The 26,902-nt window shown below is 50.8% G+C and carries 27 protein-coding genes and 1 rRNA gene; 18 read left to right on the top strand and 10 right to left on the bottom strand.

The window, feature by feature from the left end; genetic code table 11:
- The 5 genes from mreD to csrD all read right to left on the bottom strand — a co-directional run bounded on the left by mreD (position 1) and on the right by csrD (position 4,930).
- Entirely contained in the window at positions 1–489 is a 489-nt protein-coding gene (gene mreD, locus KKH3_RS00135; RefSeq protein ID WP_010300327.1) for a rod shape-determining protein MreD, read from the bottom strand.
- On the bottom strand, positions 486–1,469 hold the full coding sequence (gene mreC, locus KKH3_RS00130) for a rod shape-determining protein MreC (protein ID WP_039354552.1): 984 nt from the start codon (positions 1,467–1,469) through the stop codon (positions 486–488). Before mreC ends, mreD begins: the two co-directional genes overlap by 4 nt.
- Positions 1,470–1,632: 163 nt before the next feature.
- On the bottom strand, positions 1,633–2,676 hold the full coding sequence (mreB, locus tag KKH3_RS00125) for a rod shape-determining protein MreB (RefSeq protein ID WP_010300322.1): 1,044 nt from the start codon (positions 2,674–2,676) through the stop codon (positions 1,633–1,635).
- Complete coding sequence (locus KKH3_RS22135; protein WP_159440268.1) at positions 2,669–2,827, bottom strand: hypothetical protein; 159 nt, start codon at positions 2,825–2,827, stop codon at positions 2,669–2,671. The genes mreB and KKH3_RS22135 overlap by 8 nt, the downstream gene beginning before the upstream one ends.
- A gap of 165 nt (positions 2,828–2,992) precedes the next feature.
- On the bottom strand, positions 2,993–4,930 hold the full coding sequence (csrD, locus tag KKH3_RS00120) for an RNase E specificity factor CsrD (protein WP_039354549.1): 1,938 nt from the start codon (positions 4,928–4,930) through the stop codon (positions 2,993–2,995).
- Between the two features lie 303 nt (positions 4,931–5,233).
- Here csrD and acuI point away from each other — a divergent pair, with 303 nt between their 5' ends.
- The 6 genes from acuI (at position 5,234) to accC (ending at position 10,801) form a co-directional block, all read left to right on the top strand.
- A complete protein-coding gene (gene acuI, locus KKH3_RS00115) occupies positions 5,234–6,211 on the top strand; it encodes an acrylyl-CoA reductase (NADPH) (protein WP_039354547.1) in 978 nt (325 codons plus the stop codon).
- 376 nt (positions 6,212–6,587) lie between these two features.
- Entirely contained in the window at positions 6,588–7,589 is a 1,002-nt protein-coding gene (gene msrP, locus KKH3_RS00110; protein WP_039354544.1) for a protein-methionine-sulfoxide reductase catalytic subunit MsrP, read from the top strand.
- A gap of 58 nt (positions 7,590–7,647) precedes the next feature.
- A complete protein-coding gene (gene msrQ / locus KKH3_RS00105; RefSeq protein ID WP_039354541.1) occupies positions 7,648–8,247 on the top strand; it encodes a protein-methionine-sulfoxide reductase heme-binding subunit MsrQ in 600 nt (199 codons plus the stop codon).
- Positions 8,248–8,501: 254 nt separating this feature from the next.
- Complete coding sequence (gene aroQ, locus KKH3_RS00100; RefSeq protein ID WP_039354539.1) at positions 8,502–8,954, top strand: type II 3-dehydroquinate dehydratase; 453 nt, start codon at positions 8,502–8,504, stop codon at positions 8,952–8,954.
- A gap of 24 nt (positions 8,955–8,978) precedes the next feature.
- Positions 8,979–9,446, top strand: a complete 468-nt coding sequence (gene accB / locus KKH3_RS00095; protein ID WP_039354536.1) for an acetyl-CoA carboxylase biotin carboxyl carrier protein — start codon at positions 8,979–8,981, stop codon at positions 9,444–9,446.
- Between the two features lie 11 nt (positions 9,447–9,457).
- The gene (gene accC, locus KKH3_RS00090; protein ID WP_039354533.1) at positions 9,458–10,801 is read left to right on the top strand and encodes an acetyl-CoA carboxylase biotin carboxylase subunit; all 1,344 of its coding nucleotides are present in this window, start codon (positions 9,458–9,460) and stop codon (positions 10,799–10,801) included.
- Between the two features lie 229 nt (positions 10,802–11,030).
- Here accC and KKH3_RS00085 read toward each other — a convergent pair whose 3' ends face one another.
- Positions 11,031–11,459 (bottom strand): TOBE domain-containing protein, encoded by a 429-nt coding sequence (locus KKH3_RS00085; protein WP_039354530.1) that lies wholly within the window; start codon positions 11,457–11,459, stop codon positions 11,031–11,033.
- A gap of 425 nt (positions 11,460–11,884) precedes the next feature.
- On the opposite strand from KKH3_RS00085, the gene KKH3_RS00080 reads away from it, so the two are divergent.
- The 6 genes from KKH3_RS00080 (at position 11,885) to fis (ending at position 16,988) form a co-directional block, all read left to right on the top strand.
- Positions 11,885–12,127 (top strand): YhdT family protein, encoded by a 243-nt coding sequence (locus tag KKH3_RS00080; RefSeq protein ID WP_010681541.1) that lies wholly within the window; start codon positions 11,885–11,887, stop codon positions 12,125–12,127.
- Positions 12,117–13,568 (top strand): sodium/pantothenate symporter, encoded by a 1,452-nt coding sequence (gene panF / locus KKH3_RS00075; RefSeq protein ID WP_039354527.1) that lies wholly within the window; start codon positions 12,117–12,119, stop codon positions 13,566–13,568. The genes KKH3_RS00080 and panF overlap by 11 nt, the downstream gene beginning before the upstream one ends.
- Positions 13,569–13,585: 17 nt before the next feature.
- Positions 13,586–14,473 (top strand): 50S ribosomal protein L11 methyltransferase, encoded by an 888-nt coding sequence (gene prmA / locus KKH3_RS00070; RefSeq protein WP_039354524.1) that lies wholly within the window; start codon positions 13,586–13,588, stop codon positions 14,471–14,473.
- 137 nt (positions 14,474–14,610) lie between these two features.
- Entirely contained in the window at positions 14,611–15,345 is a 735-nt protein-coding gene (locus tag KKH3_RS00065) for a carbonic anhydrase (RefSeq protein WP_039354521.1), read from the top strand.
- A 357-nt stretch (positions 15,346–15,702) separates the two neighbouring features.
- Positions 15,703–16,668, top strand: coding sequence for a tRNA dihydrouridine synthase DusB (dusB, locus tag KKH3_RS00060; RefSeq protein ID WP_010300275.1), 966 nt, complete (start codon positions 15,703–15,705; stop codon positions 16,666–16,668).
- A 23-nt stretch (positions 16,669–16,691) separates the two neighbouring features.
- Positions 16,692–16,988 carry a DNA-binding transcriptional regulator Fis gene (fis, locus tag KKH3_RS00055; RefSeq protein WP_005975342.1) on the top strand — a complete coding sequence of 99 codons (297 nt, stop codon included), beginning with the start codon at positions 16,692–16,694 and terminating at the stop codon, positions 16,986–16,988.
- A 458-nt stretch (positions 16,989–17,446) separates the two neighbouring features.
- On the opposite strand, the gene KKH3_RS00050 is transcribed toward fis, so the two are convergent.
- The 3 genes from KKH3_RS00050 to KKH3_RS00040 all read right to left on the bottom strand — a co-directional run bounded on the left by KKH3_RS00050 (position 17,447) and on the right by KKH3_RS00040 (position 20,121).
- Positions 17,447–18,622, bottom strand: coding sequence for a hypothetical protein (locus KKH3_RS00050; RefSeq protein ID WP_039354518.1), 1,176 nt, complete (start codon positions 18,620–18,622; stop codon positions 17,447–17,449).
- Between the two features lie 202 nt (positions 18,623–18,824).
- On the bottom strand, positions 18,825–19,229 hold the full coding sequence (locus KKH3_RS00045; protein ID WP_039354514.1) for an ASCH domain-containing protein: 405 nt from the start codon (positions 19,227–19,229) through the stop codon (positions 18,825–18,827).
- Positions 19,230–19,344: 115 nt separating this feature from the next.
- Positions 19,345–20,121 carry an SDR family NAD(P)-dependent oxidoreductase gene (locus KKH3_RS00040; RefSeq protein WP_039354511.1) on the bottom strand — a complete coding sequence of 259 codons (777 nt, stop codon included), beginning with the start codon at positions 20,119–20,121 and terminating at the stop codon, positions 19,345–19,347.
- 339 nt (positions 20,122–20,460) lie between these two features.
- Here KKH3_RS00040 and KKH3_RS00035 point away from each other — a divergent pair, with 339 nt between their 5' ends.
- From KKH3_RS00035 to KKH3_RS00010, 6 genes are all read left to right on the top strand, one after another.
- A complete protein-coding gene (locus KKH3_RS00035) occupies positions 20,461–21,228 on the top strand; it encodes an amino acid ABC transporter substrate-binding protein (protein WP_039354508.1) in 768 nt (255 codons plus the stop codon).
- Positions 21,229–21,270: 42 nt separating this feature from the next.
- Entirely contained in the window at positions 21,271–21,936 is a 666-nt protein-coding gene (locus KKH3_RS00030) for an amino acid ABC transporter permease (RefSeq protein ID WP_010300238.1), read from the top strand.
- Between the two features lie 366 nt (positions 21,937–22,302).
- Entirely contained in the window at positions 22,303–23,328 is a 1,026-nt protein-coding gene (locus tag KKH3_RS00025; protein ID WP_005975324.1) for an amino acid ABC transporter substrate-binding protein, read from the top strand.
- 65 nt (positions 23,329–23,393) lie between these two features.
- Positions 23,394–24,572 (top strand): amino acid ABC transporter permease, encoded by a 1,179-nt coding sequence (locus KKH3_RS00020; RefSeq protein ID WP_039354505.1) that lies wholly within the window; start codon positions 23,394–23,396, stop codon positions 24,570–24,572.
- Positions 24,573–24,581: 9 nt separating this feature from the next.
- Positions 24,582–25,676 (top strand): amino acid ABC transporter permease, encoded by a 1,095-nt coding sequence (locus KKH3_RS00015; protein WP_039354502.1) that lies wholly within the window; start codon positions 24,582–24,584, stop codon positions 25,674–25,676.
- 8 nt (positions 25,677–25,684) lie between these two features.
- Positions 25,685–26,446, top strand: coding sequence for an amino acid ABC transporter ATP-binding protein (locus KKH3_RS00010; protein WP_039354499.1), 762 nt, complete (start codon positions 25,685–25,687; stop codon positions 26,444–26,446).
- Positions 26,447–26,722: 276 nt separating this feature from the next.
- Here the strand turns inward: KKH3_RS00010 and rrf are convergent.
- Positions 26,723–26,838, bottom strand: a 5S ribosomal RNA gene (rrf, locus tag KKH3_RS00005).
- Between the last annotated feature and the right edge of the window lie 64 nt (positions 26,839–26,902).

Raw genomic sequence — 26,902 nt, 5'->3', positions numbered from 1 at the left:
TTATTGCACAGTAAACTGACGACGAATTTTACGCATCAGCAGGAACAGCCACGGCCAGAGTACGCCATCAACAACGCTATTCCAGAATGTTTCCGGTCGGAAAGAGACATTAATAACTAAAAATTCTGCCCAGAATACCGTGAGATCCATCAGCAGCGACAACAGCATGACGATTAATGCCTGCTGCCATAGCGCCATGTTTCGGAACAGTTGGAATTTGAAAGCAACCAGATAAGCCACAATGCTCAACGCCAGTGCCCGTACTCCCAGTGTAGACCCAAGAATCAGGTCCATAATCAGACCTAATATAAATCCTGTGCCGACATTCACCCGATGTGGCAATGCCATCACCCAGTAAATGAGAAACAGCGTCAGCCAGGAGGGGCGAAACATGTAGATTTCATCTGGCCACGGCATAATCTGCAAAACCATGGCGATCAGAAAAGAAAGCCAGATAATCCAGTTGCCATGCCTGCGATAACGGTTCATTGGCGGCCTCTCTGCGACTCGGCGGTGGGCACTGCGGTATCAGGAGGAAGCGGCGGTCCCATATCGTCAGGGGACGGTAAAACCTGTGGCATCATCTGCATCAGACGCTCATTGGCAACCCGATGCACTTCCGCTGGCGGCAACGATGTATTGGAGTTATTTTCCACACCCCACAGTAATAACAGATAGCGCAAGCGCTGTAGCCCTGCCGTCGGGCGAGCCTGAATAATCGTATAAGCCCGCTGCGTATCCTGCTTGACTGATGATACAACGGCGACAGGGTAGCCTTCAGGGAAGCGTCCTCCCAAACCCGATGTGACCAACACATCACCCACGCGGATATCGGTATTGTTCGGCAGATGCTCCAGTTGCAGATCGTCGGTACAGCCATTACCGGCAGCTATCACACGGATATCATTGCGTAGCACCTGAATCGGCAGCGCGTGGGCAACATCACAAATCAACAACACCCGGCTGGTCAACTGACTCACCGCCACAACCTGACCCACCACACCTTTATCGCTGATGACCGGTTGCCCTTCATACACGCCGTTTATCTGACCTTTATCAATCACTACCTGATCGCTATACGGGTCAGTGCCAGCGGACATCACCTGCGTCACCATCTTCTGCTCATCCTGACGCAGCGGCGAGCCGAGCAGTTCACGTAACCGCGCATTTTCCTGCTTGAGCTGGCCTAGCAGCAGAAGGTCACTGTTTTTCATCAACAGTTCCTGACGCAGCGCGGTATTTTCAAGGCCTAATTGCTCACGGGTTGCCAGTGAGGCAGACATGTTGTCCAGAACCTGACGGGGCCCATTCGCCAGAAAATAGAATGGGCTGACGGTGGTGTCCATGTACGTTCTGATTTTGACGAACGAACCGAGCCGACTGTCCGCAACGATCACGACAATCGCGGTAACGACAGCAAGAAAAAGTCGTAATTGCAGGGAAGGCCCCCTGCTAAAAAGCGGCTTCATAAAATTTGCGTATTCCTCGACAGCAACCTCAAATCGCCTCTGGCGATTTTTAACGTCACAAAGCGGTGCCCCGTAGGGCTACAGGCAAATAAAAAAGGGGTAACCACGAGAGATGAAAAACGCAGGCGTTCATCCATCCGGTCCCCCCTTTTTCCAGACAGGATTACTCCTCGCTGAACAAATCGCCACCGTGCATGTCGATCATTTCCAGCGCCTTGCCGCCACCACGGGCAACACAGGTCAGTGGATCTTCAGCCACCACAACCGGAATACCGGTTTCTTCCATCAGCAAACGATCCAGGTTACGCAGCAGCGCACCGCCGCCGGTTAACACCATGCCGCGCTCGGAAATATCGGAAGCCAACTCTGGTGGACATTGTTCCAACGCCGCCATGACTGCGCTGACGATACCCGTCAACGGTTCTTGCAGCGCTTCCAGAATTTCATTGGAGTTCAGGGTGAATCCACGCGGTACACCTTCAGCAAGGTTACGGCCGCGCACTTCAATCTCCAGCACTTCGTCGCCCGGATAAGCGGAGCCGATTTCATGCTTGATACGCTCTGCCGTCGCTTCACCAATCAGTGAGCCATAGTTACGGCGAACGTAGTTAATGATTGCTTCATCAAAGCGGTCACCACCAATACGTACAGAAGAGGAATACACCACGCCGTTCAGCGAGATCACCGCGACTTCCGTGGTACCACCACCGATATCCACCACCATGGAACCGGTCGCTTCGGATACTGGCATGCCAGCACCAATCGCTGCCGCCATCGGCTCTTCGATCAGGAACACTTCGCGGGCACCGGCACCCAACGCGGATTCGCGAATGGCACGACGCTCAACCTGCGTTGCGCCTACCGGAACACACACCAGCACGCGCGGGCTCGGACGCATAAAGCTGTCGCTATGCACTTGCTTGATGAAGTGCTGCAACATTTTTTCTGTGACCTGGAAATCGGCAATCACACCGTCTTTCATCGGGCGAATCGCCACGATATTCCCAGGCGTTCTGCCCAGCATCTGCTTAGCGTCATGGCCGACTGCTGCCACACTCTTTTGAGAACCGGCACGATCCTGACGAATCGCAACCACAGAGGGTTCATTCAGTATGATGCCCTGCCCTTTAACATAAATCAGGGTATTGGCGGTACCCAGGTCGATGGACAAGTCGTTGGAAAACATGCCACGAAATTTCTTAAACATAACTAAAGGATAATCCTGCAAGCTGGGGGCGAAAAATAAATCCGCCTACTTTACCAACCACGCGAAGCAGCGACAAGGCACGAAAAGGGTCTGCTTCGGTGAAAAATAAGTCTGAGTTGCGCACGTCGGCGTCAGGGAGAAGGCACAGCATGCTTTCTCCTCAGGCGGCAAGGCATCTTACCACTGTCCACCCGACAGAATTGCGCTAACACAGGACATAAAATCTAACATTTAATCGGATTGCCGCTAACGTAAGCACACACTAACCGATTTAACAACCGCCTCATTCTACGTCAATTTGAACGGGACGTTTATATTAAACACGATGCCGTGGTGAATATTTTTTCAGCTCATCCGTTACAGGGACTGATGCGGCAAAAAAATCGCCTTGCCCACCATAAACGCCCTTGCCCAACAGCATCCGCCACTCCTCTTTGGTTCGCACGCCAGCGGCAAACACCCGCGTTTGCGTGCCTTTACAGGCCTCGGTCAGGCTTTGTACAAACAGCTGATTTTCCGGGCGGCGCTCAAGACTGCGGACCAAACCGGGATGAAGCTTGATGATCTCCACGGGGAGTGACTTGATATACGTCGTACTGACCAGCGTCAAACCCGCCTGCGTGACCGCCAGGCGACAGCCTAATCCCAGAATCAAATTGAGAACCGGGCGCAGGCGGCCGATATATTGACAGACATCTGCCTCTGCAAGTTCAAATAAAATGCACTGTCGCTGCGTTTTCGGACATTGCAGTAAAATTTCTTTCAGCCAGCGCAGGAAAGGTTTCTGCAAAAGTGAGTCCACACTTACCGGTAAAGCCAGTGTTTCTCCAGGCCAGCTCGCTGACAAATCAATAATTCGCGCCACAAGCTGCCGATCATAGCTGGCCGCCAGCCCCAACTGCTGAACCAGCGGCATATACTCCGCCGCGAGCAGTTCCTGTTCTCCGTCGTAAATCCGGCTCATCATTTCACGATGATGTACCACGCCCTCTTTGGTGACCGCAGGTTTCTGATACAGCCGCGGACCACCGCGCGCCAGCGTCTGTTCCAGCAGGGTCCGCCATTTCACGCTGCCGCGCCCTTTGTCTGGCACCTGCCTGTCAAACACGCACCAGCTATTACCGCCCTGCAACACTGCATTGCGCGTCGCATCTTCCACACTCTCCATCACCTGCTCAGCGCTTTGCCCGCCGCGATAGGCACAGATGCCAATGTGGAGCACCTCTTCCCGATCGATCAACGGACAGGCAGGGAGAATATCGATGGCCTTCACGAGCTGCGTGGCAATCGCATTGGCTTCCTTAAGCGTGCTGTGGGGGAGTAATACCGTGAAATCGCTGCTGAAATAACGCGCCAGCAGCGCGGAGGGATAGCGCATGACAAACGTCGACAGCAGGTTGACCAGCGTGAAACGGTATTCCTGAAGCGCATTGGTATAGCCGTGCGTTTCCTGCAAGGTTTCAAAATCAGGTACGCGAATCATCATGACGACGCCGTGCGTCCCCACCTCTTCGCCATCTTCCAACTGTGTCGTCAGCTGATTGTCAAAAAACAGACGATTGCTCAGCCCGGTTTCAGCATCCTGCGCGGCGAAAGCGCGGATTAAGGTATCAACCCGTCCGCGTTCCTCACGCGCTTCCACTAAATCAGACAACAGTTGATCGAGCGCCCCACTGGTCTTGACTGGCCACTCACGTACCGACCCCTGCATCACTGATTCACGCTCGCCCTTGAGAATACGCTGTGCGCGTTTTTCCAACTCTTCCTGTCCGGCAGCCTGACGGCGCAGCCAGTGAAGGGAGAAGTACAGCATCAGGAGCATCAGGCCCACGGCCAGCAATACCGATAACGTCGACACCACGAAACGTGGTAACCCCATCAACGGATCAACATATTTTAAGGCGATCGCCATATTCGTATGGTGCATCAGCGGAAATTCGACCTCATGATAGAGGTGCGTGCGTTCCCAGCCGGCCTCGGGCAGCTGTATTGAATAGAGGGTCGAATCGTTATCCTGAATATCCAACGCCACAATGCCTGCCGTTTTCATCATTCCTGGCAGCCAATATTGAATATTTTCGGGCGATTGCACTAATAACGCCTGATCGATACTGGCGGTGACCTCACGTAGCTGCTGCTCGGTTCGCAACTGGCTATAATAATAGAGGCTGAATATGCTACTGAAAAGCATAAGAAAAATGGCGATAACCGTCAGCAATACGATGAGTATCGAGAATCTGGTCGTAAATCCCATCCCTGCGTCCTATTCCAAATAATTGTCATTTCTGCGAGTTTATTGTTTTTTATCAGTTCGCATGAGCCAGCTACATAGTACCTTTATTAACAACAGTACCTTATTAACAAATAGTACCTGTAATAACTATACCCTAAATAATTCGAGTTGCAGGAAGGCGGCGAGCGAGGGCATTCCGATGAGCTTACTTGAGTAAGTGATTCGGGTGACTAAGCGATGCTAACGCACATGCGGCTTGAAGTATGACGGGTATATAGTCGTTAATGACTTCCCCATATTTAATCCTGCTACAGGAGATAGCCCATGCAGGCTTTAGTTCTTGAACAGTCAGACGGACTGACCCACGCTCAGATTCGCGAGATTGATGCAGAGCAGCTTCCCGCCGGGGATGTAACTGTCGATATCAATTGGTCCGGCATTAATTATAAAGATGCGCTTGCCATTACTGGCAAAGGTAAAATTATTCGTAACTTCCCGATGGTTCCTGGGATCGACTTCGTAGGTACAGTACGCCACAGCGACAGCGATCGGTTTGCCGTTGGTCAGCCTGTCATCCTGACGGGTTGGGGCGTTGGTGAAAACCACTGGGGCGGCTTGGCTCAACAAGCGCGAGTGAAGAGCGATTGGCTGGTCCCTCTCCCCGCTTCGCTGAATGCGCGTAAAGCGATGATTCTTGGCACAGCAGGCTTTACCGCGATGCTGTGCGTGATGGCGCTGGAAGACGGCGGCATCACCCCGGAAAGCGGCGACATTATTGTGACGGGCGCCAGCGGCGGCGTTGGCAGCACGGCAGTCGCCCTGCTTGCAGAGTTAGGCTATCAGGTTACTGCCGTCAGCGGCCGTGCGGACAACACTGATTATCTGAAAAAACTGGGTGCCAAACAGGTACTGGATCGCAGCGAATTCAGCGGCAGCCCTCGCCCACTGGAAAAACAACGTTGGGCTGGCGCGGTGGATACCGTCGGCGACAACGTGCTGGCGACGCTGCTGGCGCAGATGGATTACAACGCGACAGTCGCCGCGTGCGGTCTGGCTGGCGGTATTGCGCTGCCGACGACCGTAATGCCCTTTATTCTACGTAATGTTCGTCTGCAAGGCGTAGATTCCGTGATGGCACCGCTGGCGCGCCGTCAGCAAGCGTGGGAGCGTCTGGCAGCCATCCTGCCTGAGTCGTTCTATCAGCAGGTGACGCAGGAAATCGGTCTGGAAGACGTGCCCGCTGTCGCCGCTGCTCTGCTGGAAAACAAAGTCACTGGCCGTACGCTGGTGAAAATCAGCTAACACCGTTCGTTGACGTATTAATGTGCGGAACGACAACGGTGATAATGGAATAGAAGAATAAAGCATCCGCGACAGGGACAAAGGCGTCAGGAACGCCTTTGAACGTCGCTTGCGACGGCCCTGAAAGGGTGAATCTCAGGGATGAGATTCATATCTGCGCGGCTCGAGCGTACATAGATGTATTCACAGCGTCTTTACGATCTATCCATTATCATCGCTCAACGCATTCTCAGTAATCTTGAGCGCTGTTACACCCTGCAAAAAAGTATTTCATCTCTCCTGTCGTGGTTTCTACCGCACTTCATCTATAACTAAGTGAACGATAAGCAGTAAAAACGCCACTTTGCGTCAACAATAATCATCGGCGGGAGTTCACATGCACAAACATCGCAAGTTCACGGAAGCCGACGTTACCCCAGAATCGCTCTTCTATCAGCGTCGGCGCGTACTAAAGGCGCTGGGTATTTCCGCTGCGGCGCTCTCACTGCCGTTTTCTGCGCAGGCTGACCTGCTTGCGTGGTTTAAAGGTGCGGATAAACCCAAAGCGCCAACGGGTAAACCGCTCACGTTTAGCCAACCTGCGGACTGGAAGCTCGATTTGCCGCTCACGCCGGAAGATAAAGTTACGGGCTATAACAACTTCTATGAATTCGGGCTAGATAAAGCCGACCCGGCGGCTAATGCAGGCGGGTTAAAAACTGAAGGCTGGACCATTAAGATAGACGGTGATGTCGCCAAACCCCTCACACTGGATATCGACGATTTACTAAAACGCTTTCCGCTGGAAGAGCGAATCTACCGTTTCCGCTGCGTCGAAGCGTGGTCAATGGTGATTCCGTGGGTCGGCTTTGAGCTGGCCAAGCTGATTAAATTCGCCGAACCCACCAGCAACGCACGCTACGTAGCGTTTCAAACGCTTTACGACCCAGAACAGATGCCGGGGCAAAAAGATCGCTTCATAGGCGGCGGGCTGGACTATCCCTATGTAGAAGGCCTGAGACTCGATGAAGCCATGAACCCTTTGGCACTGATGGCCGTCGGCGTTTACGGCAAGACGCTGCCACCACAGAACGGTGCCCCTATCCGGTTAGTCACACCGTGGAAATACGGTTTTAAAAACATCAAATCCATCGTACATATCCGATTCACCCGGGAGAAACCGCCCTGCACCTGGAACCTGTCGGCACCAGATGAATATGGTTTCTATGCCAACGTGAATCCGCATGTGGATCACCCGCGCTGGTCGCAGGCGACAGAACGCGTCATCGGTTCAGGCGGCCTGCTTAACGTTGAGCGTCAACCGACGCTGTTGTTCAACGGCTATGCGGAACAGGTCGCTTCACTGTATCGCGGCTTGAATCTACGCGACAACTTTTAGCGAATAACACAAAACGTCTAGCCACTAACACCTTGTCAGGACAGGAATCCACATCAGTATGAGACTGACGCTACAACATATTACCCGGTTAAAAGTGCTACTCCATCTGGCTGGTTTTCTGCCGCTGCTGTGGCTGATATTGTCAATCGACCAAGGGTGGTTCAGCGCGGATCCTGCCAAAGATATCCAGCATTTTACCGGCCGTATGGCGCTGAAATTGCTGCTGGCGACGCTGTTGGTCACGCCACTGGCGCGCTACGGTAAACAGCCGCTGCTGATTCGCTGCCGACGCCTCCTCGGGCTGTGGTGTTTTTTCTGGGCGACGTTACATCTGGTGAGCTATGCGCTGCTGGAGCTGGGGCTGGATCATCTGGCGCTGCTGGGAAAAGAACTGATATCCCGGCCTTATCTAACGTTGGGAATCATAAGCTGGCTGATTTTGCTGGCGCTGGCGATAACCTCGCCACAGATAATGATGCGCAAGTTGGGATCGCAATGGCAAAAACTGCATAATTTCGTCTATTTAGTCGCCATCCTTGTGCCTATCCACTATCTTTGGTCAGTTAAAACGCTCTCCCCACAGCCTATTTTGTATGCGCTCGCGGCGCTGATCTTGCTGCTGTTGCGTTATAAAAAATTTCGCCACTGGTGGCGCTAAACGCCGCAGCAATGCAGGAAAAGCCGGTTACGGACCACCGTGAAATTCACGCGTTCTCACGGTCTGGTGCAGGAATATCTCCGCAGATAAGACCAGTATTTAGCTGCGAATTGCCACGATATGGTTATAATGCACGACTTTAATTTCTCGGGCCGGACAATTTGCGTCACGAAAGGTGACAAACGAAGAGCTTCGCGCTATTTTGTGCGACACGGTTTTGGCAATCTTGGTCAATCGCGGGAGATAGCAGCACAATGGCAGAAAAGTTTCACATTTTGCTCTTGAACGGTCCAAACCTGAATCTGCTAGGAACCCGAGAGCCCGACAAATACGGTAGTACGACGCTAGCAGACATTGTGAGCGAACTGGAAACACAGGCGCAGACAATGAACGTGAAGTTTTCCCATCTGCAATCCAACGCGGAACATGTCCTGATCGATACCATCCATCAGGCCAGAGGAAACACAGACTTCATTCTGATTAACCCGGCGGCATTCACCCACACCAGCGTGGCGCTGCGTGATGCCCTGCTGGCGGTCGCGATTCCGTTTATCGAAATTCATCTGTCCAACGTGCACGCACGTGAGCCTTTTCGTCATCACTCCTATCTTTCTGATGTTGCGGTAGGCGTGATATGTGGCCTGGGGGCAGATGGTTATCAGTATGCTTTACAGACGGCGGTAAAACGCCTGTCAACTTCCAATTAAACAAAAGAGTACGGAACCACATCCATGGATATTCGTAAAATCAAAAAACTGATCGAACTGGTTGAAGAGTCCGGCATCGCCGAACTGGAAATTTCTGAAGGTGAAGAATCAGTACGTATCAGTCGTGCCCCAGCTGCGGTTAACTACCCGATGATGCAACAGGCTTACGCTACGCCAATGATGCAGCCACAGCCTGCTCTGGCTGCCGCCGTTGCACCAGCGCCAGTGGAAGCTGCTGCCGCACCGGCTGCCATCAGTGGACACATCGTTCGTTCTCCAATGGTTGGAACCTTCTATCGCACCCCAAGCCCGGATGCTAAAGCCTTCGTGGAAGTGGGTCAGCGCGTCAACGTTGGCGATACCCTGTGCATCGTCGAAGCCATGAAAATGATGAACCAGATCGAAGCCGACAAAGCGGGCGTGGTTAAGGCCATTCTGCTCGAAAGCGGTCAGCCAGTCGAATTTGACGAGCCACTGATTGTCATCGAATAACGAGGCTTATCATGCTAGATAAAATCGTTATCGCTAACCGCGGAGAGATCGCGCTGCGTATTTTGCGTGCCTGTAAAGAGCTGGGCATCAAAACCGTCGCCGTTCACTCCAGTGCGGATCGCGATTTGAAACACGTATTGCTGGCGGACGAAACCGTGTGTATCGGCCCGGCTCCGTCAACAAAAAGCTATCTGAACATCCCAGCGATTATTTCCGCTGCGGAAATCACCGGTGCCGTCGCGATTCACCCAGGCTACGGCTTCCTGTCCGAAAACGCAGATTTTGCCGAGCAGGTTGAACGTTCCGGCTTTATTTTCATCGGCCCTCGTGCAGAAACTATTCGCCTGATGGGCGACAAAGTGTCTGCCATCACCGCCATGAAAAAAGCAGGTGTTCCAACCGTACCTGGCTCTGATGGCCCGTTAGACGGTGACATGGACGCTAACCGTGCTCATGCAAAACGCATCGGCTATCCGGTCATCATCAAAGCCTCTGGCGGCGGCGGCGGTCGTGGTATGCGCGTCGTGCGCAGCGACAAAGAGCTGGAACAATCCATCAACATGACCCGTGCGGAAGCCAAAGCGGCTTTCAACAACGACATGGTTTACATGGAAAAATACCTGGAAAACCCGCGTCACGTGGAAATTCAGGTACTGGCTGACGGTCAGGGTCACGCCGTTTATCTGGCCGAGCGTGACTGCTCCATGCAGCGTCGCCACCAGAAAGTGGTGGAAGAAGCGCCAGCACCGGGCATTACCGATGAACTGCGCCGCAATATCGGCGATCGCTGCGCGAAAGCCTGTATCGATATCAACTATCGCGGCGCGGGTACGTTCGAGTTCCTGTACGAAAACGGTGAGTTCTACTTCATTGAAATGAACACCCGTATTCAGGTGGAGCATCCGGTCACCGAGATGATTACCGGCGTGGATCTGATCAAAGAACAGCTGCGTATTGCTGCTGGTCTGCCGCTGTCCATCAAGCAGAAAGACGTTAAGGTTCGCGGCCATGCGGTGGAATGCCGTATCAACGCGGAAGACCCGAACTCTTTCCTGCCAAGCCCAGGTAAAATCACGCGTTTCCACGCGCCGGGCGGCTTTGGTGTTCGTTGGGAATCGCATATTTACGCCGGTTATACCGTGCCGCCATATTACGATTCCATGATCGGCAAGCTGATCACCTACGGCGAAACGCGCGAAATCGCGATTTCCCGTATGAAGAACGCGCTGGCTGAACTGATTATCGATGGCATCAAAACCAACATCGAACTTCAGATGAAGATCATGAGCGACGAAAACTTCCAGAGAGGTGGCACGAACATCCACTATCTGGAGAAGAAACTCGGCTTGCAGTAAAGACTGCGTAATCGAGTCAAAAGGCCAGCACAAGCTGGCCTTTGTTATTTATGCTGATGTATATTTCTTAAATAATCCCCATCACACTCCCAGCAATACCTGATATACCCGTCATACTTCAAGTTGTAGGGTCGCTGCTAGCAGCGTTCCTGCAACTCGAATTATTTAGGGTGTATTAGCTATTCAAACGGGAAATAAGAGCTATTTAAATTCGCTAAAGAAAACGCAATTATTTACGGGTAGCCAGAATAATACTGGAAGCCTTAACCAGAGCAATCAATTCACTGCCTACATCAATGTGCATGTCTTCCAGGCTTTCATTGGTAACGGTTGAGGTCAGCGTCAACCCACCAGTGGTAACCAGTTGTACCGTCGAGTTTACGGCACCTTTAACCACGGCACTCACTTTGCCGTGAAACTGATTGCGGGCAGAAAAATTCAAACCACATTCGGCGGATGCCAGAATGACCCAAGGTGCTTTCACCAACGCTATCGCTGGCTTGCCAACGGCCAGGTCCATCGATTGACAACTGGCTCGTGTAATCACCGTCGTTAACTTATCCCCACTTTCCAGGGTCAGTGCGACTTCATTGTTTACCGCACCCTCAACAATGGAAGACACAACACCCGAAAGCTGATTTCTTGCTGAAACTGACATAACGACTCCTTTGGTTCATCTTTAACTATTCCGCACTGGAATAGCAGACGATAAATAATAGCCCTATAGTAAACGTTCTCCTGAGAAAATAATGCGATGTGACGTCCATCATTAACTAATTACCTCAAGATTAATAAGCCAGGATACTCATTTAGTATTATTTTTTGGCGAGATAAGTGTTATTTCCGTCCTGCTCTGTTACTCACCAAACCGAAATAGAACGGTAAGACCGCGCGTCATACTTCCTTGTTAACACCTATCGCAAAGCTGGCTTTTGTTGTCAGACAATACGTACCCCACGGCTGGCTTTTACGCTGATGGCGTAATTCTTACTAGTCAATTGGCTCACATGCCGTAAAATTCCCGCTTTCGTCATCACGACGTTCATAACGATGCCAATCCTCCCATTTACGGTGGAGAAGAACATGGATACACGCTTTCCTCAGGCGCACAAAGAGGCCCGCTGGGCTTTTGGCCTGACGCTGGTTTATTTAGTGGCCTGGGTGCTTGCCGCCTATTTGCCTGACAACACGCAAGGGATCACCGGCCTTCCACACTGGTTTGAGATGGCCTGCCTACTGCTGCCGCTCGTGTTTACGCTGCTGTGCTGGCTGATGGTGCGCGTTATTTTCCGCGATATCTCACTGGAGAGTGACGATGCAAATTGAAATCTTATTGCCGCTGATTGGCTACCTGCTGCTGGTCTTCGGGCTGTCAGTCTACGCGTACCGTCGCCGTCAGGCGGGTAACTTTCTTAACGAGTATTTCCTCGGCGGCCGCTCGATGGGCGGGTTTGTTCTGGCGATGACGCTCATCGGTACGTACGTCAGTGCCAGCTCCTTTATCGGCGGGCCGGGTGCCGCGTATAAATACGGGCTGGGCTGGGTGCTGCTGTCGATGATCCAGCTTCCTACTATGCTACTGTCGCTGGGGATTCTGGGGAAAAAATTCGCCATTCTGGCGCGGCGCTATAACGCCATCACGCTGAACGACATGCTGTACGCCCGCTACAACAGCCCACTGCTGGTTTGGTTCGCCAGCATCAGCCTGCTGGTCGCGTTTATCGGCGCGATGGCCGTACAGTTCATCGGCGGTGCGCGCCTGCTGGAAACCGCAGCGAACATCCCTTACGACATCGGTCTGCTGATTTTCGGCGTCACTATCGCGCTGTACACCACGTTTGGCGGTTTCCGCGCCAGCGTGCTCAATGATGCGATGCAGGGCATCGTGATGTTGATCGGCACCGTCATCCTGCTGGTCGGCGTGATCTATGCTGCTGGCGGTTTGCACAGCGCGGTCGATAAGCTGCAACAGATCGACCCAATGCTGGTGTCGCCACAGGGCAGCAACGGCATTCTGTCGATGCCGTTTATGGCTTCATTCTGGGTGCTGGTCTGCTTCGGGGTCATCGGCCTGCCAAACACCGCCGTGCGCTGTATCTCTTACCGCGACAGCAAGGCGCTGCACCGTGGGATTATTATCGGCACGATCGTCATCGGCATACTGATGCTCGGCATGCATCTGGCCGGTGCGCTGGGTCGTGCTGTGATGCCGAATCTGACGATTCCCGATCAGGTGTTACCGGCGCTGATGGTCACCGTCCTACCGCCGCTGGCCGCGGGGATCTTTCTCGCCGCGCCAATGGCCGCTATCATGTCCAACATTAATGCGCATCTGCTTCAGGCCTCCGCGACGATCATCAAAGATCTCTATCTCAGCGTGCGTCCGCAGCAGATCCATAACGAACGCCGCATTAAGATTCTGTCCAGCATGACCACCCTGGTGTTGGGTCTGCTGGTACTGCTGGCCTCCTTACGGCCACCGGATATGATCATCTGGCTGAATCTGCTGGCATTTGGTGGGCTGGAAGCCGTGTTCCTGTGGCCGCTGGTGCTGGGTCTGTATTGGGAGCGCGCGAATGCCGCAGGCGCGCTTAGCGCCATGTTCACCGGGGCGATTTGCTATACCTTACTGGCTAGCTTCAATCTTCAGTTGGCTGGCTATCACCCGATTGTGCCATCGCTGTTACTCAGCCTGATGGCGTTTATTATTGGCAACCGCTTTGGTCATAATCCACCAGAGCCGGTTGCCGCTTCATCTTCACTTTAAATGTAATAGAGACTGCTATGCCGTGGATTCAACTGAAAATAAACACCTCAGGAAAGGTTGCTGAACAACTGGGTGACGTCATGATGGAAAGCGGTGCGGTATCCGTTACGTTTCAGGATACGCACGATAACCCCGTGTTCGAACCGCTGCCAGGCGAAACTCGCCTGTGGGGTGATACTGACGCCATTGCGCTGTACGATGCCGAAACCGATATGAACGCGGTTATCGCCGTGCTGGAGCAAGAGCCGCTGCTGGGCGCAGGTTTTAAACACAAAATCGAGCAGTTGGAAGACAAAGACTGGGAGCGCGAGTGGATGGATAACTTCCACCCGATGCAGTTCGGCAAACGTCTGTGGATTTGCCCAAGCTGGCGTGAGATTCCTGACCCGAACGCCGTCAACGTGATGCTCGACCCCGGTCTGGCGTTCGGCACTGGCACTCACCCAACAACCGCGTTGTGCCTGCAATGGCTCGATGGGCTGGATCTGGAAGGTAAAACAATCATCGATTTCGGCTGCGGTTCCGGCATTCTGGCGATTGCAGCGCTGAAACTGGGTGCAGCACGTGCTATCGGGATTGATATCGATCCACAGGCGATTCAGGCCAGCCGCGACAACGCACAGCGCAACGGCGTTTCTGAGCGTCTTGAGCTTTATCTGCCGAAAGACCAGCCTGCCGACCTGTCTGCCGATGTCGTCGTCGCCAACATCCTTGCTGGCCCGCTGCGCGAGTTGGCACCGCTGATTAGCGATCTGCCAAAAGCAGGCGGTCACCTCGGCCTGTCCGGCGTACTCGCCACGCAGGCCGAAGGCGTCGCAGAAGCCTACGCAGACAAATTCACGCTCGATCCGGTGGCTGAACGCGAAGAGTGGTGCCGCATTACGGGTATCAGAAAAGCCGTTTAACACCACTTTCTTATCGCCCACCGTACGTGCAACGGTGGGCGCACTTCTTGTTATACCTCATTATTTATCCCGAAAAGCTGGCGTATGATGCAGCCGGCACTCAACGATGCCGTATCATTATTTTCAAGGGATGAAAAATGAAAGGTAAACTCTCTATCGTACTTATGCTGTCGGCCAGCTTTTCCGCTTTGGCAGCCGATCCGGTGCACTGGGGCTATGAAGGCAACGGCGATCCCGCACACTGGGGAAAGCTGTCTCCAGACTTCTCACTGTGTGAAACCGGTAAAAACCAATCTCCTATCAATATCCGCCAGGCACTGAGCGCTCAACATGCCCCCTTACAGCTGGCTTTCCTGCCTGGGACACAGCAGATTATCAACAATGGGCATACCGTTCAGGTGAACGTCAGCGCGGAGAATACGCTGGTATTGGATAACGAGACATTCACCTTGCAGCAGTTTCACTTTCACGCACCGAGCGAGAATGAAATTGACAGTAAACAGTTTCCACTGGAAGGCCATTTTGTCTATAAAGACGCGTCTGGTGCGCTCACCGTTATTGCGCTGATGTTTCAGGAAGGAGAGGCCAATCAGCCGTTAGCCACGATATGGCAGCAGATTCCGGCTCAGGTTAATCAGGCAGAGGACGTGCGCACGCCAATCGCGATTCAGGCCTTGTTACCTTCGTCGTTAAACTACTATCGGTTCAGTGGATCACTGACGACACCACCGTGCTCGGAAGGCATTCGCTGGCTGGTACTGGATCATCCCGTCACCGCCTCAGCCGAACAAATAAACCAGTTCAGCCTGGTCATGCATCACGCCAACAATCGCCCCCTACAGCCGCTTAATGGCCGAATCATCATCCATTAAGCCACTTCGCGAGGCTGGCAAGGCCATTCGTCGGCCAGCCTCAGACAAATCAACGTTCTTTTTAGCCGCACAAACCAACGCATTTCACTAATAAAACATTGATAGCCTGCTGTATCTCCACTAAAAATGACCGCGCCTACAGATAAAATTCTGTAAGCAGATGAATATTTTACCGAGCAAAAAACCAACACAAAAACATAACGCACTGTTAAATATGAATAATATTTTTATATACCTCTACGAACTGCATTTTCATTGATCGATAGCCGTAAATTGGTCAAAGTTTGGCCTTTCATCTGACGTAAAAAATGCGTAATATACGCGCCCTTGCAGGCACAGTATGGTCAATTTTTGTCTATGCACATTGGACAATTTCAGCTTAGTAATCGCTTGATAGCAGCCCCAATGGCTGGTATTAGCGATCGCCCATTTAGAGCACTCTGTCATGCGATGGGCGCTGGAATGACCGTGTCTGAAATGCTTTCTTCCAACCCGGAAGTGTGGCGTTCAGACAAGTCGCGTTTGCGAATGGTACATAGCGATGAACCGGGTATCAGAGCCGTGCAAATTGCCGGTTGTGACCCCGATGAGATGGCGGCGGCAGCGAGAATCAACGCTGATTCCGGCGCGCAGATCATCGACATCAATATGGGCTGCCCGGCGAAGAAGGTGAACCGCAAGATGGCAGGATCTGCGTTATTGCAGTATCCGGATTTGGTCAAACAGATCCTCTCTACGGTAGTGAAAGCGGTAGACGTACCGGTAACACTGAAGATCCGAACCGGTTGGGCACCAGAGCACCGCAACTGTGTAGAAATTGCCAAATTGGCTGAAGACTGTGGCATTCAGGCGTTAACCATTCACGGACGCACCCGTGCGTGCCTGTTCAATGGTTTCGCAGAATACGACAGCATTCGGGCAGTTAAGCAGGCCGTTTCCATTCCTATTATTGCGAATGGCGACATTACAGACCCGCATAAAGCCAGAGCGGTTCTTGACTACACTGGGGCTGACGCCCTGATGATAGGACGAGCCGCTCAGGGAAGACCCTGGATCTTTCGGGAAATCCAGCATTATCTGGACACAGGGGAGTTGCTGGCACCGATGCCATTGGCAGAGGTCAAGCGCTTGTTGATCGAGCATATACGGGAATTGCACGACTTTTATGGTCCAGGCAAGGGATTTCGTATCGCTCGTAAGCACGTATCCTGGTATCTCCAGGAGCATGCCCCAAACGACCAGTTTAGGCGCACATTCAACGCCATTGAGGATGCCAGCGAGCAGCTGGAGGCGTTGAAGGCATATTTTGAAAATCTTGCGTAAACAGAAAAAGAGCTGACAGAACTATGTTCGAACAACGCGTGAATTCTGACGTACTGACCGTTTCCACTGTAAACTCTCAGGCTCAGGTAACCCAAAAACCCCTGCGCGACTCGGTTAAACAGGCACTGAAGAACTATTTTGCTCAATTAAACGGTCAGGATGTAAGTGACCTGTATGAGCTGGTACTGGCTGAAGTTGAACAGCCACTGTTGGACATGGTGATGCAATACACCCGCGGTAACCAAACCCGCGCGGCCCTGATGATGGGCATCAACCGCGGTACTCTGCGTAAGAAATTGAAAAAATACGGCATGAACTGATACTAATCAGTTAAGCATTTGAAAAAAGGCGCTTTACCTATTGGGTTAAGCGCCTTTTTCTTTGCCCTCTATTTAGGCAGTAGCCTGAACGTGGACGCGCTGAGCGGTGACATCTGCGAGTTGAGGAATTCATTGTTAATAACTTGTTTATTCCATGTTAATTACTAAAGTCACAGCCGTTGAATGTAAGGTTCCAGCTCGATGTTATTGCTGAAGTGGGAAGTAGCCTTAAGCTACTGAGAAAAAGCGAAATATATCATCACCGCAGCAACAGGTGAGGTCACAAACCGCTGGCGCAAGCAGCCTAAAGAAGAGACTGTAGTCGCAGGTGGAGTAAGCTGTGCGAGCTAGTGCTTAGTCTGACGATCTGTTCAGTGCGAGAAGCTAGACGGCACTAACATATATAGATACGTTCAGGCTAGCAAACGTGGTACAGCCCGGCTCAACCTTAATACATCTTATGTTGGCCTCTTCCATGATTTAAACTCCCCTTGATTAATAACGTTGCACTCAGCTGTAGAAGCAGATAATTCACTCCTCAGCTTTTTATCATAATCAGAATCCAAAAATATAAACTTCATGCTCTTGCTTATTGCATCTGAAACATTCTCTGGACAGACTAGACTTATAGAACCTATTGTATAAATAGAGAATCCTTTAAATATCAAAAAATCCTTATTGTTACTTTCTTTAAGAGACCAGCTTTTAGATTCAAACATTTCAATAGGATATTTATCTTGAGCCACTGCATAGTTATAAACGTCATATTTTGTTATACCAGATAATTTCATTGAAAGATTAATCATCTGTACTGGGATTACAGGAGCAATTATTGATGAAAAAAAAATTGCCATTATCACTGCCAAGGTAACACTCAATATTTGCTCTGATATACGTAACGATATAGGCAACCACAAATATGTTAATCCAGGTATTAGTGAAAACAGGACAATAAGAATAGTTAATCCACTAAGAGAAATCACTTGTATAAAAAGACTGGTGTCAGGTGGAAAATCAACAAACCTGAGCAAAAGACCCAACGGGAAAACAAAACACCATGAAGCCAATCCTAAAAGAACGGGATATAAAATGTGATACCTGAAATAAAAATATCTTTTTTCCTTAACAGTCATAAAATATGTTTTTTTATGAATTATACCCCTGTTACCAAAGAAGCATATCGTTATATTTATAATCGCCATCAATAAAAACTGAGAAGGAACCAACCATTTATTATCCTCAGCATCAACCTTAGGGAAATAATAACTTATCAAGTATAATATTATTGAAGATAGGATTGAGCACGCTATGAATGAAAACAAGTACCTGGATTTTATTCTTTTATAATCTTCAAAGTTTTCCACCGTTCTTCTGAGAATCAAAACTGAAATTAATGACTGTGTAAAAAACACAAGTAAATATAATATAATGCTAACGATTGAAAAAAACGCTAGTGTTGAAAACAGATCTCTCAGTGTGGCAACCTGCATGAACAGGTCTTCCCTCCCGATTCGAAACAAAAAGACCCAATTAAAAGTAAGTGAAACTGAGGTTATGATCACTGCCGGAGTCAATAACCCCCAAAACCATTTTTGAGCTTTTTTTAGACTGCCCCAGTTATCCTTAACAGACATTTATTCCTCTCTTAAAATTTGTAAAATCATGGGCAATTTCCACTTCCGATACAAGCACAGAAAATATAATGCACCGTTCTAACTTTGAATCGTCAATATCAAAGCATACACATCAGAATCGCTATAACTAAGGTACTTTCTTGGTCCTACATCTGTTCCCGTACTCCCCAAGCGATTAGATTGAGCCACAACCAATCCAGAATCAAAACACCTCAATCAGCTCAAACTCTTCAAACACCAGCAGCATATCTGGGGCAAAGGTGCCTTCTCGTTCGAAAAACGTCTGATGGCCTTCGCGCCAGAAAGCCAGGCTTTTATCTCCTTCGCCCTCTTTCGCCGCCATCTCCGCCGTCACATCGCAGTAGCGCACTAGCGTTAACGAGCGCGTACGGATAACGCAGGAAGGCTGTCCGGCACCGTCCAGAACGATATTGTAATCACCGACCTGCGGCGTTTGCTCGTTTTTGAACGCGTGATACGAGCTACAGGTTGCCGTTTTATGCCCTTCCCGCACCAGTTGCAGCAGCTCATTCGCCAGTTCGGGGCTGTCGCCAAATGCCCAACGCAGCGCGTCTGGGTACTTTTCCAATCCTTGTTTATGACTCATCATCTTCCTCAAGATTACGGTAATACCGCACAACGGATTACTTTTAACTATTTAAAAATAAAAACTATTTATATAAATACAGACTGTTTGATAGACGTAAAAATGGCGGAACGCATCACAGGCATGATCCCCCTGACACATCCAACACTTGCCCCGTTACCCAGCGCCCCTCTATAGATGCGAGAAACACGGCCATCGCGGCAATATCATTGGGTTGACCGAGACGAGAAAATACCGAATACCGCTCTGCACGTTCGCGCACATGGGTATCGGATAGCATCTCCTTCACCATTTCAGTGTCGATAACACCGGGAGCGATAGCATTAACGGTGATATCTCGTGCGCCATATTCCGGTGCCAGAGACAGCGTTAACACGTTAATCGCGCCTTTTGACGCGGCATAAGCCACTCTGTTTGATGCCGCGATACGTGTGCGTGCAGAAGAGATATTGATGATACTTCCCCCTGACCGCATTTCTGCACCCGCGGCTTGAATGAGGAAAAAGGGGGCTGTCACATTAACCGCCATGATCTTGTCATAAAGCTCATCAGAGGTATCAGCAATCGTCGCCAGCGGAGATATCCCTGCATTATTCACCAGAATATCCAACCCGCTCCCCGTCTCACTCAACACCTGACTGAATTGTGCCCAGAGTCTTCGACTGCCCTGTTTTGGGTTACTCGCAAAATCAGCTGGGATGACGACAGCCTGTGTACCGAGCTGACGCACGCGTTCCGCCGTTTCCTCAGCAGCATCGGAATATTCAACATCATGAATGCCGATCAACGTTGCCCCTTCCGCCGCAAACCGTTCAGCTATTGCTTTTCCAATTCCACGCGCACTACCAGTGATCAACGCGGTTTTACCTTTCAGCCTACTGTGACTTTCCATACTCACTGTCTCCAAGGTAACAATCTCAGCAACATAATATATTGTGACCAACGGTATATAGCTACGGCAACCACGCGTTACTCCTTTTATGACTCGACACCGCCATGAACGCTGTCATCGTCAATTACGTCCATCCTCACGAGTAACCGATTTCCCTCGCTCTCTTATGCAACATGGTGAAAATGGCTTAAGCGCACTATATTCAGAACAAAAGTTCTATATTCACTTCTGATATAAATCATCACACAACGTGATTTATAAACAAATGTGTTGTCGCGTAGATTCATTATTAATAAAAGTTATAAGCGCATCGCTTTATACCACTCACAGGAATTCATAATGAAAAAAATACGTTTTGCTTTACTGACCAGCGCCCTGCTTGCTACCAGCGTATTCGCTCATGCAGATGACCTTAGCGCCATCAAGTCCGCAGGGGTTATCAAGATCGGCACGGAAGGCACCTACGCGCCTTACACCTATCATGATAAATCAGGCCAATTGGTAGGTTTCGATGTGGATATTGGCCGTGCAGTGGCAGAAAAGCTCGGCGTAAAAGCCCAGTTCATTGAAGGACGTTGGGACGGTTTAATCGCGGGGATTGATGCCAAGCGCTATGATGCAGTCATCAATCAGGTTGGCGTAACCAAAGAACGTCAAGCTAAGTATGATTTCTCCAAGCCTTATATCGACTCCAAAGCGGTGCTGGTTGTTCGTGGTGATAACACCACTATCAAGGATTTCAGCGATCTGAAAGGTAAAAAATCGGCTCAGAGCCTGACCAGCAATTACTCTAAGCAAGCCACCAGCTACGGTGCGGAAATTGTGCCGACGGATGGCTTTAACCAGTCACTGGATCTGGTGCTCAGCGGCCGTGCCGATGCCACATTGAACGATAATCTGTCATTTCTGGATTTCAAAAAGCAGAAACCAGATGCCAACGTGAAGATTGCGGCAACCTCAAAAGACGGTGAACCTTCTGCCATTCTGGTGCGTAAAAATCAGGAACCACTGGTGGAAGCATTGAATAAAGCTCTGGATGAAATCAAGGCAGACGGCACCTATAAAACGATATCTGTGCGATACTTCGGGGAGGATGTTTCTCAATAATCGCACTGTTACCAGCGCATACCGTTACCGGAGCTCGTTTTCATGCCGCCTTGGCTACAACTCATGGCAGACTCCTTCTGGAGTCTGCTGTCTGCGGGACTGAAATTTACCGTCCCTCTGGCTATTCTGTCTTTCATCTTTGGCTTAGCTCTCGGCATTATCATCGCGCTGGTTCGCCTCTATGGCCCAAAGCCGCTGAAATGGGTGGGTGATTTCTACGTTTGGGTCATCCGCGGAACCCCGCTACTGGTGCAGCTTTTCCTGATCTTTTATGGATTGCCCAGCGCGGGGATTACTCTGGATGCTTTTCCTGCCGCGCTCATTGGTTTCACCATCAGCGTGGGTGCCTACAGCTCGGAGATCGTCCGTGGGGCAATATTGTCTGTCCCAAAAGGACAATGGAATGCCGCCTATTCTCTCGGTATGAACGGCAGGCAGGCGATTCGTTGGGTCATCTTCCCGCAATCCGTTTTTGTGTCGCTGCCACCACTCTCCAATACGTTTATCTCTTTAATCAAGGATACGTCGCTGGCCGCCGTCATCACCGTGCCAGAGATGTTTTTATCCGCTCAGCGCATTGTTTCGGTTACTTATGAGCCGCTGATTCTGTATGTTGAAGCGGCGCTGATTTACCTGATGTTTAGCACCGTGCTAAGTCAGCTACAGGTTAAGCTCGAAAAGTATTATCAGCGCCACATCACACAGTAATGCCTTCTGCATCAGCCCACGCAACCCGCTGGGCTGATGACGCTACCACACTCCTCATTTGCCTTGCTCAACAACTAGCCCCACACCTGAAAATATGCGTACAGGTTGAAGATGCCCACTCTCTCTATTCTGACGCACCAAAAGAGAGCGCACTCCCCTCTTTGCATTTGTCACGGTGCGAGCATACCCATTTAGAATTACCTACTTAGATCAATAACCCTTTCCTTTCGTCTTCATTATCAATCAAATAGAAAATTGGCATTTTATTTGCTTAGCTCTGCTCACGTCGGCATCCCGACAGACAGGTAGGGTGCACCTTATTGTGTACTTCAAAAACAGCAAATAACTCTAGACGCTAGGATGATTATGAAAAGAATAGTGATTTCTACTCTGGTTGCTGGCGCGTCACTCTTTGCCGCCATCAACCAAGCCCATGCTGGTGCAACGCTGGACGCCATTCAGAAGAAAGGATTTGTGCAATGTGGTATCAGCGATGGCTTGCCCGGTTTTTCCTATGCGGATGCCAGTGGCAAATACTCCGGTATTGATGTTGACGTGTGTCGCGGCCTTGCTGCCGCCGTATTCGGTGATGCCAATAAAGTCAAATACACCCCGCTGACAGCGAAAGAACGCTTCACCGCGCTGCAATCCGGCGAAGTTGACGTGCTCTCACGTAACACCACCTGGACATCTTCCCGCGACGGTGGAATGGGCATGCTCTTTACCGGCGTGACCTACTACGACGGCATTGGCTTCCTGACGCACAACAAAGCAGGCTTAACCAGCGCAAAAGAGTTGGACGGCGCAACCGTTTGCATTCAGGCCGGAACCGATACCGAGCTGAACGTGGCTGACTACTTCAAAACGCATAAAATGCAGTACACCCCCGTCACGTTCGACCGCTCTGATGAAAGTGCCAAAGCGCTGGAGTCTGGCCGCTGCGATACGCTGGCATCAGACCAGTCACAGCTGTACGCCCTGCGTATCAAGCTGAGCAAACCAGCTGAATTCATCGTCCTGCCAGAAGTGATTTCCAAGGAACCACTGGGCCCAGTAGTACGCCGTGGTGATGAAGAGTGGTTCTCGATCGTCCGCTGGACATTATTCGCCATGCTGAATGCGGAAGAGATGGGCGTGACCTCGAAAAACGTCGACCAACTGGCAGCAAAACCGACTACACCAGATATGTCTCACCTGCTTGGTCATGAAGGCAGCTACGGTAAAGATCTCAAATTACCGAATGATTGGGCCTTCAAAATCATTAAACAGGTCGGCAACTACGGCGAAATCTTTGAACGTAATGTCGGCATGGGCAGCGAGCTGAAAATTAAACGCGGCCTGAACGAACTGTGGAACAAAGGCGGAATTCAGTACGCGCCAGCGGTACGTTAATTATCAGAACAAGCCGGGCGCAGTGTATTGCTGCGCCCCTCAGTATTACGTATCGAGGTTCCAGCATGCTACAACGCCCAACCGTAAAAGGTGATTTATCACTGACGAATCCAGCGGTGCGCGCCTGGCTGTATCAAATTGTCGTTGTTATCGCGGTATTAGCTGTCGCAGCCTACCTGTTGCACAACACTGTGACCAATCTGGCACAGAGGGGCATCACCTCTGGCTTCGATTTCCTGAATAAAAGCGCTGGCTTTGGCATCGTCCAGCACCTGATTGACTATCAACAAGGTGACACCTACGCTCGCGTTTTTCTTGTCGGATTATTCAACACACTGCTGGTTTCGGCATTGTGCATCGTGTTTGCGTCGATTCTCGGCTTTACCGTTGGCCTTGCCCGGCTATCCGACAACTGGCTATTACGGAAAATATCCACTATTTACATCGAGATATTCCGTAACATTCCGCCGTTATTGCAGATCTTCTTCTGGTACTTTGCCGTATTGCGCAACCTGCCGGGCCCACGCCAGTCAATTAGCGCGTTTGATGTCGCCTTCCTCAGCAATCGGGGCTTTTATCTTCCCTCTCCTGAATTGGGGCCGGGCACGGCTGCATTTTTCCTTTCTCTGCTGATCACGGTCGTAGTCACATGGATCGTCTTTCGGCGCAATCGGCGCTATCACGCATTAACCGGCCAGCCACGCAGAACCTGGCCGCTGGCGTTAGGCCTGTTACTTGTGCTGTGCGCGCTCAGTCATTTGATTTTCGGCTCTGCTTTTCACTGGGATGTGCCGGAATTAAAAGGGTTCAACTTCCGTGGCGGTATGGTATTGATCCCTGAGCTCGCCGCATTGACTGTCGCCCTTTCGGTCTACACCTCATCGTTTATCGCCGAGATCATTCGTTCAGGCATCCAATCGGTTTCCCATGGCCAACACGAGGCGGCTCGCTCTCTCGGATTACCGAATCCTGTTACGCTGCGCAAAGTGATCCTCCCACAGGCGTTGCGCGTCATCATTCCGCCACTGACCAGCCAGTATCTCAATATCGTGAAGAATTCATCATTGGCTGCTGCAATTGGCTACCCCGATATGGTGTCTTTGTTCGCGGGAACGGTGTTGAATCAGACCGGTCAGGCCATCGAAACCATCGCGATTACCATGTCGGTCTACCTCATTATCAGTCTGCTGATCTCACTGCTGATGAATCTGTATAACCGCAAGATCGCATTAGTCGAACGCTAAGAGGACGCCATGACGATGAACCATTATATGCAAGGCCGTCAGTCTCTTCTGTTCAGAACGATGCAGTGGGCTCGACGCAATCTCTTCTCAAGTATCAGCAATAGCCTGTTAACACTGTTTTGCCTCTGGTTACTGTGGGTTGCGATACCACCACTGCTTAATTGGGCGATCTTTCAGGCAAACTGGATCGGTACAACCCGGAATGACTGTACGCGCGATGGCGCCTGTTGGGTCTTCATTCATGCCAGATTTGGTCATTTCATGTATGGGCTGTATCCGGCAGAGGAAGTCTGGCGCATCAACTTTGCACTTGCTATCGGGCTGCTCAGTATCCTGCCGATGTTCCTGAAAAGCATTCCCTATCGCGGGCGTTATCTCGCCGTCTGGACGATAGCTTATCCACTCATTGCCTGGTGGTTGCTTTACGGTGGTTTTGGTGGGCTCAGTCGAGTGGAAACGTATCAATGGGGCGGGCTAACCTTGACGTTGATCATCGCCGCTGTGGGTATCGCCGGCGCGCTACCGCTTGGTATCTTGCTCGCGTTAGGCCGCCGTTCCACACTACCGATCGTCCGTATGCTTTCCGTCGTGTTTATCGAATTTTGGCGTGGCGTCCCGTTAATCACCGTACTTTTTATGTCATCCGTGATGCTGCCACTATTTTTAACGGAAGGCACCACTATCGACAAACTGCTAAGAGCATTAGTTGGCGTGATTTTATTCCAGTCCGCTTATGTCGCTGAAGTGGTTCGCGGTGGCTTACAGGCGCTTCCAAAAGGACAGTATGAAGCCGCTGAATCCCTGGGCTTAGGCTACTGGCGTATGCAGGGGCTGGTCATCCTTCCGCAAGCGCTGAAAATGGTGATTCCAGGCCTGGTGAATACGATCATTTCTCTCTTTAAAGACACGAGTCTGGTCATCATCATCGGCCTCTTCGATCTCTTCAGCAGTATCCAGCAGGCAACCGTTGACCCCACCTGGCTCGGTATGTCGACAGAGGGTTATGTTTTTGCCGCCATGGTTTATTGGATTTTCTGTTTCAGCATGTCGCGCTACAGCCAACATCTGGAAAATCGTTTTAACACCGGACACAAGTCACACTGAGGCCATCCATGAATCAGACTGCATTCACTCAATCACCCGATCACATGATTACCTTAGAAAATGTGAATAAGTGGTACGGGCAATTTCACGTACTTAAAGACATCAATTTGCAGGTCAGACAAGGCGAGCGCATCGTGCTGTGCGGCCCATCTGGCTCAGGGAAATCAACCACCATACGCTGCATTAATCATCTCGAAGAGCATCAGCAGGGGCGGATTGTTGTTGACGGTATTGAATTGAATAACGATTTACGCAATATCGAAAAAATTCGTACTGAAGTCGGCATGGTGTTTCAGCACTTTAATCTTTTCCCGCACCTAACTGTGTTGCAGAACTGCACGCTGGCGCCATGCTGGGTACGCCACATGCCAAAGAAAGAAGCAGAAGAGTTGGCCATGCACTATCTGGAACGCGTGCGTATCGCCGCACACGCCCATAAATTTCCAGGACAGCTATCGGGAGGTCAGCAACAGCGCGTAGCCATCGCGCGTTCGCTGTGCATGAAGCCAAAGATTATGCTATTTGATGAGCCGACGTCCGCGCTGGATCCTGAGATGGTGAAAGAGGTACTCGATACCATGCTTGGGCTGGCACAAGATGGAATGACAATGCTGTGTGTAACGCACGAAATGGGCTTCGCGAGAACGGTTGCTGACCGGGTGATCTTTATGGATCAGGGAGAGATCGTAGAACAAGCGCCACCGGATATTTTCTTCTCCAGACCTCGTTCAGAGCGCACACAGTCATTTCTTTCACAAATTCTGCACTAATCCCAAGCATCCTGCCTGCGTGCTTACGCAGGCTCTCACCAAATCACCATGATGATAGATTTTACAGCTCGCGTTATCGCATAGCTAACACGAACTTCATAAGGTAGAAAGGTTCCTACATCCTAAAAACTCTCGATATCCCGTATTTTCTACGGCTATCTACCTGATAGACCTAAATAAATGTACAGCAAGAAAATCATACGTATAAACAACATGCACCAAACGCCCATAGCAAAAAGCCCCTGTCTCTCGACAGGGGCTTTCCACTCGTTTGATGCCTGGCAGTTCCCTACTCTCACATGGGGAAGCCCCACACTACCATCGGCGCTACGGCGTTTCACTTCTGAGTTCGGCATGGGGTCAGGTGGGACCACCGCGCTATCGCCGCCAGGCAAATTCTGTTTCATTCCAACCGTTGTAACCAGGTCGCTTTCGCTTCTCTCTGCACAACCATCA

It is taken from the genome of Pectobacterium actinidiae (assembly GCF_000803315.1).
GTDB lineage: Bacteria > Pseudomonadota > Gammaproteobacteria > Enterobacterales > Enterobacteriaceae > Pectobacterium > Pectobacterium actinidiae.
This window is presented reverse-complemented; position numbering and strand designations above follow the sequence as displayed.

Bases quoted from the DNA above. Each gene is read 5' to 3' on its own strand.
- KKH3_RS00015 (WP_039354502.1), top strand. From the start codon at position 24,582: ATGACGATGAACCATTATATGCAAGGCCGTCAGTCTCTTCTGTTCAGA.
- acuI (WP_039354547.1), top strand. From the start codon at position 5,234: ATGCAGGCTTTAGTTCTTGAACAGTCAGACGGACTGACCCACGCTCAG.
- KKH3_RS00010 (WP_039354499.1), top strand. From the start codon at position 25,685: ATGAATCAGACTGCATTCACTCAATCACCCGATCACATGATTACCTTA.
- dusB (WP_010300275.1), top strand. From the start codon at position 15,703: ATGCACATTGGACAATTTCAGCTTAGTAATCGCTTGATAGCAGCCCCA.
- mreC (WP_039354552.1), bottom strand. From the start codon at position 1,469: ATGAAGCCGCTTTTTAGCAGGGGGCCTTCCCTGCAATTACGACTTTTT.
- KKH3_RS22135 (WP_159440268.1), bottom strand. From the start codon at position 2,827: ATGCTGTGCCTTCTCCCTGACGCCGACGTGCGCAACTCAGACTTATTT.
- KKH3_RS00030 (WP_010300238.1), top strand. From the start codon at position 21,271: ATGCCGCCTTGGCTACAACTCATGGCAGACTCCTTCTGGAGTCTGCTG.
- KKH3_RS00025 (WP_005975324.1), top strand. From the start codon at position 22,303: ATGAAAAGAATAGTGATTTCTACTCTGGTTGCTGGCGCGTCACTCTTT.
- KKH3_RS00045 (WP_039354514.1), bottom strand. From the start codon at position 19,229: ATGAGTCATAAACAAGGATTGGAAAAGTACCCAGACGCGCTGCGTTGG.
- msrP (WP_039354544.1), top strand. From the start codon at position 6,588: ATGCACAAACATCGCAAGTTCACGGAAGCCGACGTTACCCCAGAATCG.
- KKH3_RS00065 (WP_039354521.1), top strand. From the start codon at position 14,611: ATGAAAGGTAAACTCTCTATCGTACTTATGCTGTCGGCCAGCTTTTCC.
- KKH3_RS00085 (WP_039354530.1), bottom strand. From the start codon at position 11,459: ATGTCAGTTTCAGCAAGAAATCAGCTTTCGGGTGTTGTGTCTTCCATT.
- KKH3_RS00020 (WP_039354505.1), top strand. From the start codon at position 23,394: ATGCTACAACGCCCAACCGTAAAAGGTGATTTATCACTGACGAATCCA.
- KKH3_RS00035 (WP_039354508.1), top strand. From the start codon at position 20,461: ATGAAAAAAATACGTTTTGCTTTACTGACCAGCGCCCTGCTTGCTACC.
- accC (WP_039354533.1), top strand. From the start codon at position 9,458: ATGCTAGATAAAATCGTTATCGCTAACCGCGGAGAGATCGCGCTGCGT.
- msrQ (WP_039354541.1), top strand. From the start codon at position 7,648: ATGAGACTGACGCTACAACATATTACCCGGTTAAAAGTGCTACTCCAT.
- prmA (WP_039354524.1), top strand. From the start codon at position 13,586: ATGCCGTGGATTCAACTGAAAATAAACACCTCAGGAAAGGTTGCTGAA.
- mreB (WP_010300322.1), bottom strand. From the start codon at position 2,676: ATGTTTAAGAAATTTCGTGGCATGTTTTCCAACGACTTGTCCATCGAC.
- accB (WP_039354536.1), top strand. From the start codon at position 8,979: ATGGATATTCGTAAAATCAAAAAACTGATCGAACTGGTTGAAGAGTCC.
- mreD (WP_010300327.1), bottom strand. From the start codon at position 489: ATGAACCGTTATCGCAGGCATGGCAACTGGATTATCTGGCTTTCTTTT.
- fis (WP_005975342.1), top strand. From the start codon at position 16,692: ATGTTCGAACAACGCGTGAATTCTGACGTACTGACCGTTTCCACTGTA.
- panF (WP_039354527.1), top strand. From the start codon at position 12,117: ATGCAAATTGAAATCTTATTGCCGCTGATTGGCTACCTGCTGCTGGTC.
- KKH3_RS00040 (WP_039354511.1), bottom strand. From the start codon at position 20,121: ATGGAAAGTCACAGTAGGCTGAAAGGTAAAACCGCGTTGATCACTGGT.
- csrD (WP_039354549.1), bottom strand. From the start codon at position 4,930: ATGGGATTTACGACCAGATTCTCGATACTCATCGTATTGCTGACGGTT.
- KKH3_RS00080 (WP_010681541.1), top strand. From the start codon at position 11,885: ATGGATACACGCTTTCCTCAGGCGCACAAAGAGGCCCGCTGGGCTTTT.
- aroQ (WP_039354539.1), top strand. From the start codon at position 8,502: ATGGCAGAAAAGTTTCACATTTTGCTCTTGAACGGTCCAAACCTGAAT.
- KKH3_RS00050 (WP_039354518.1), bottom strand. From the start codon at position 18,622: ATGTCTGTTAAGGATAACTGGGGCAGTCTAAAAAAAGCTCAAAAATGG.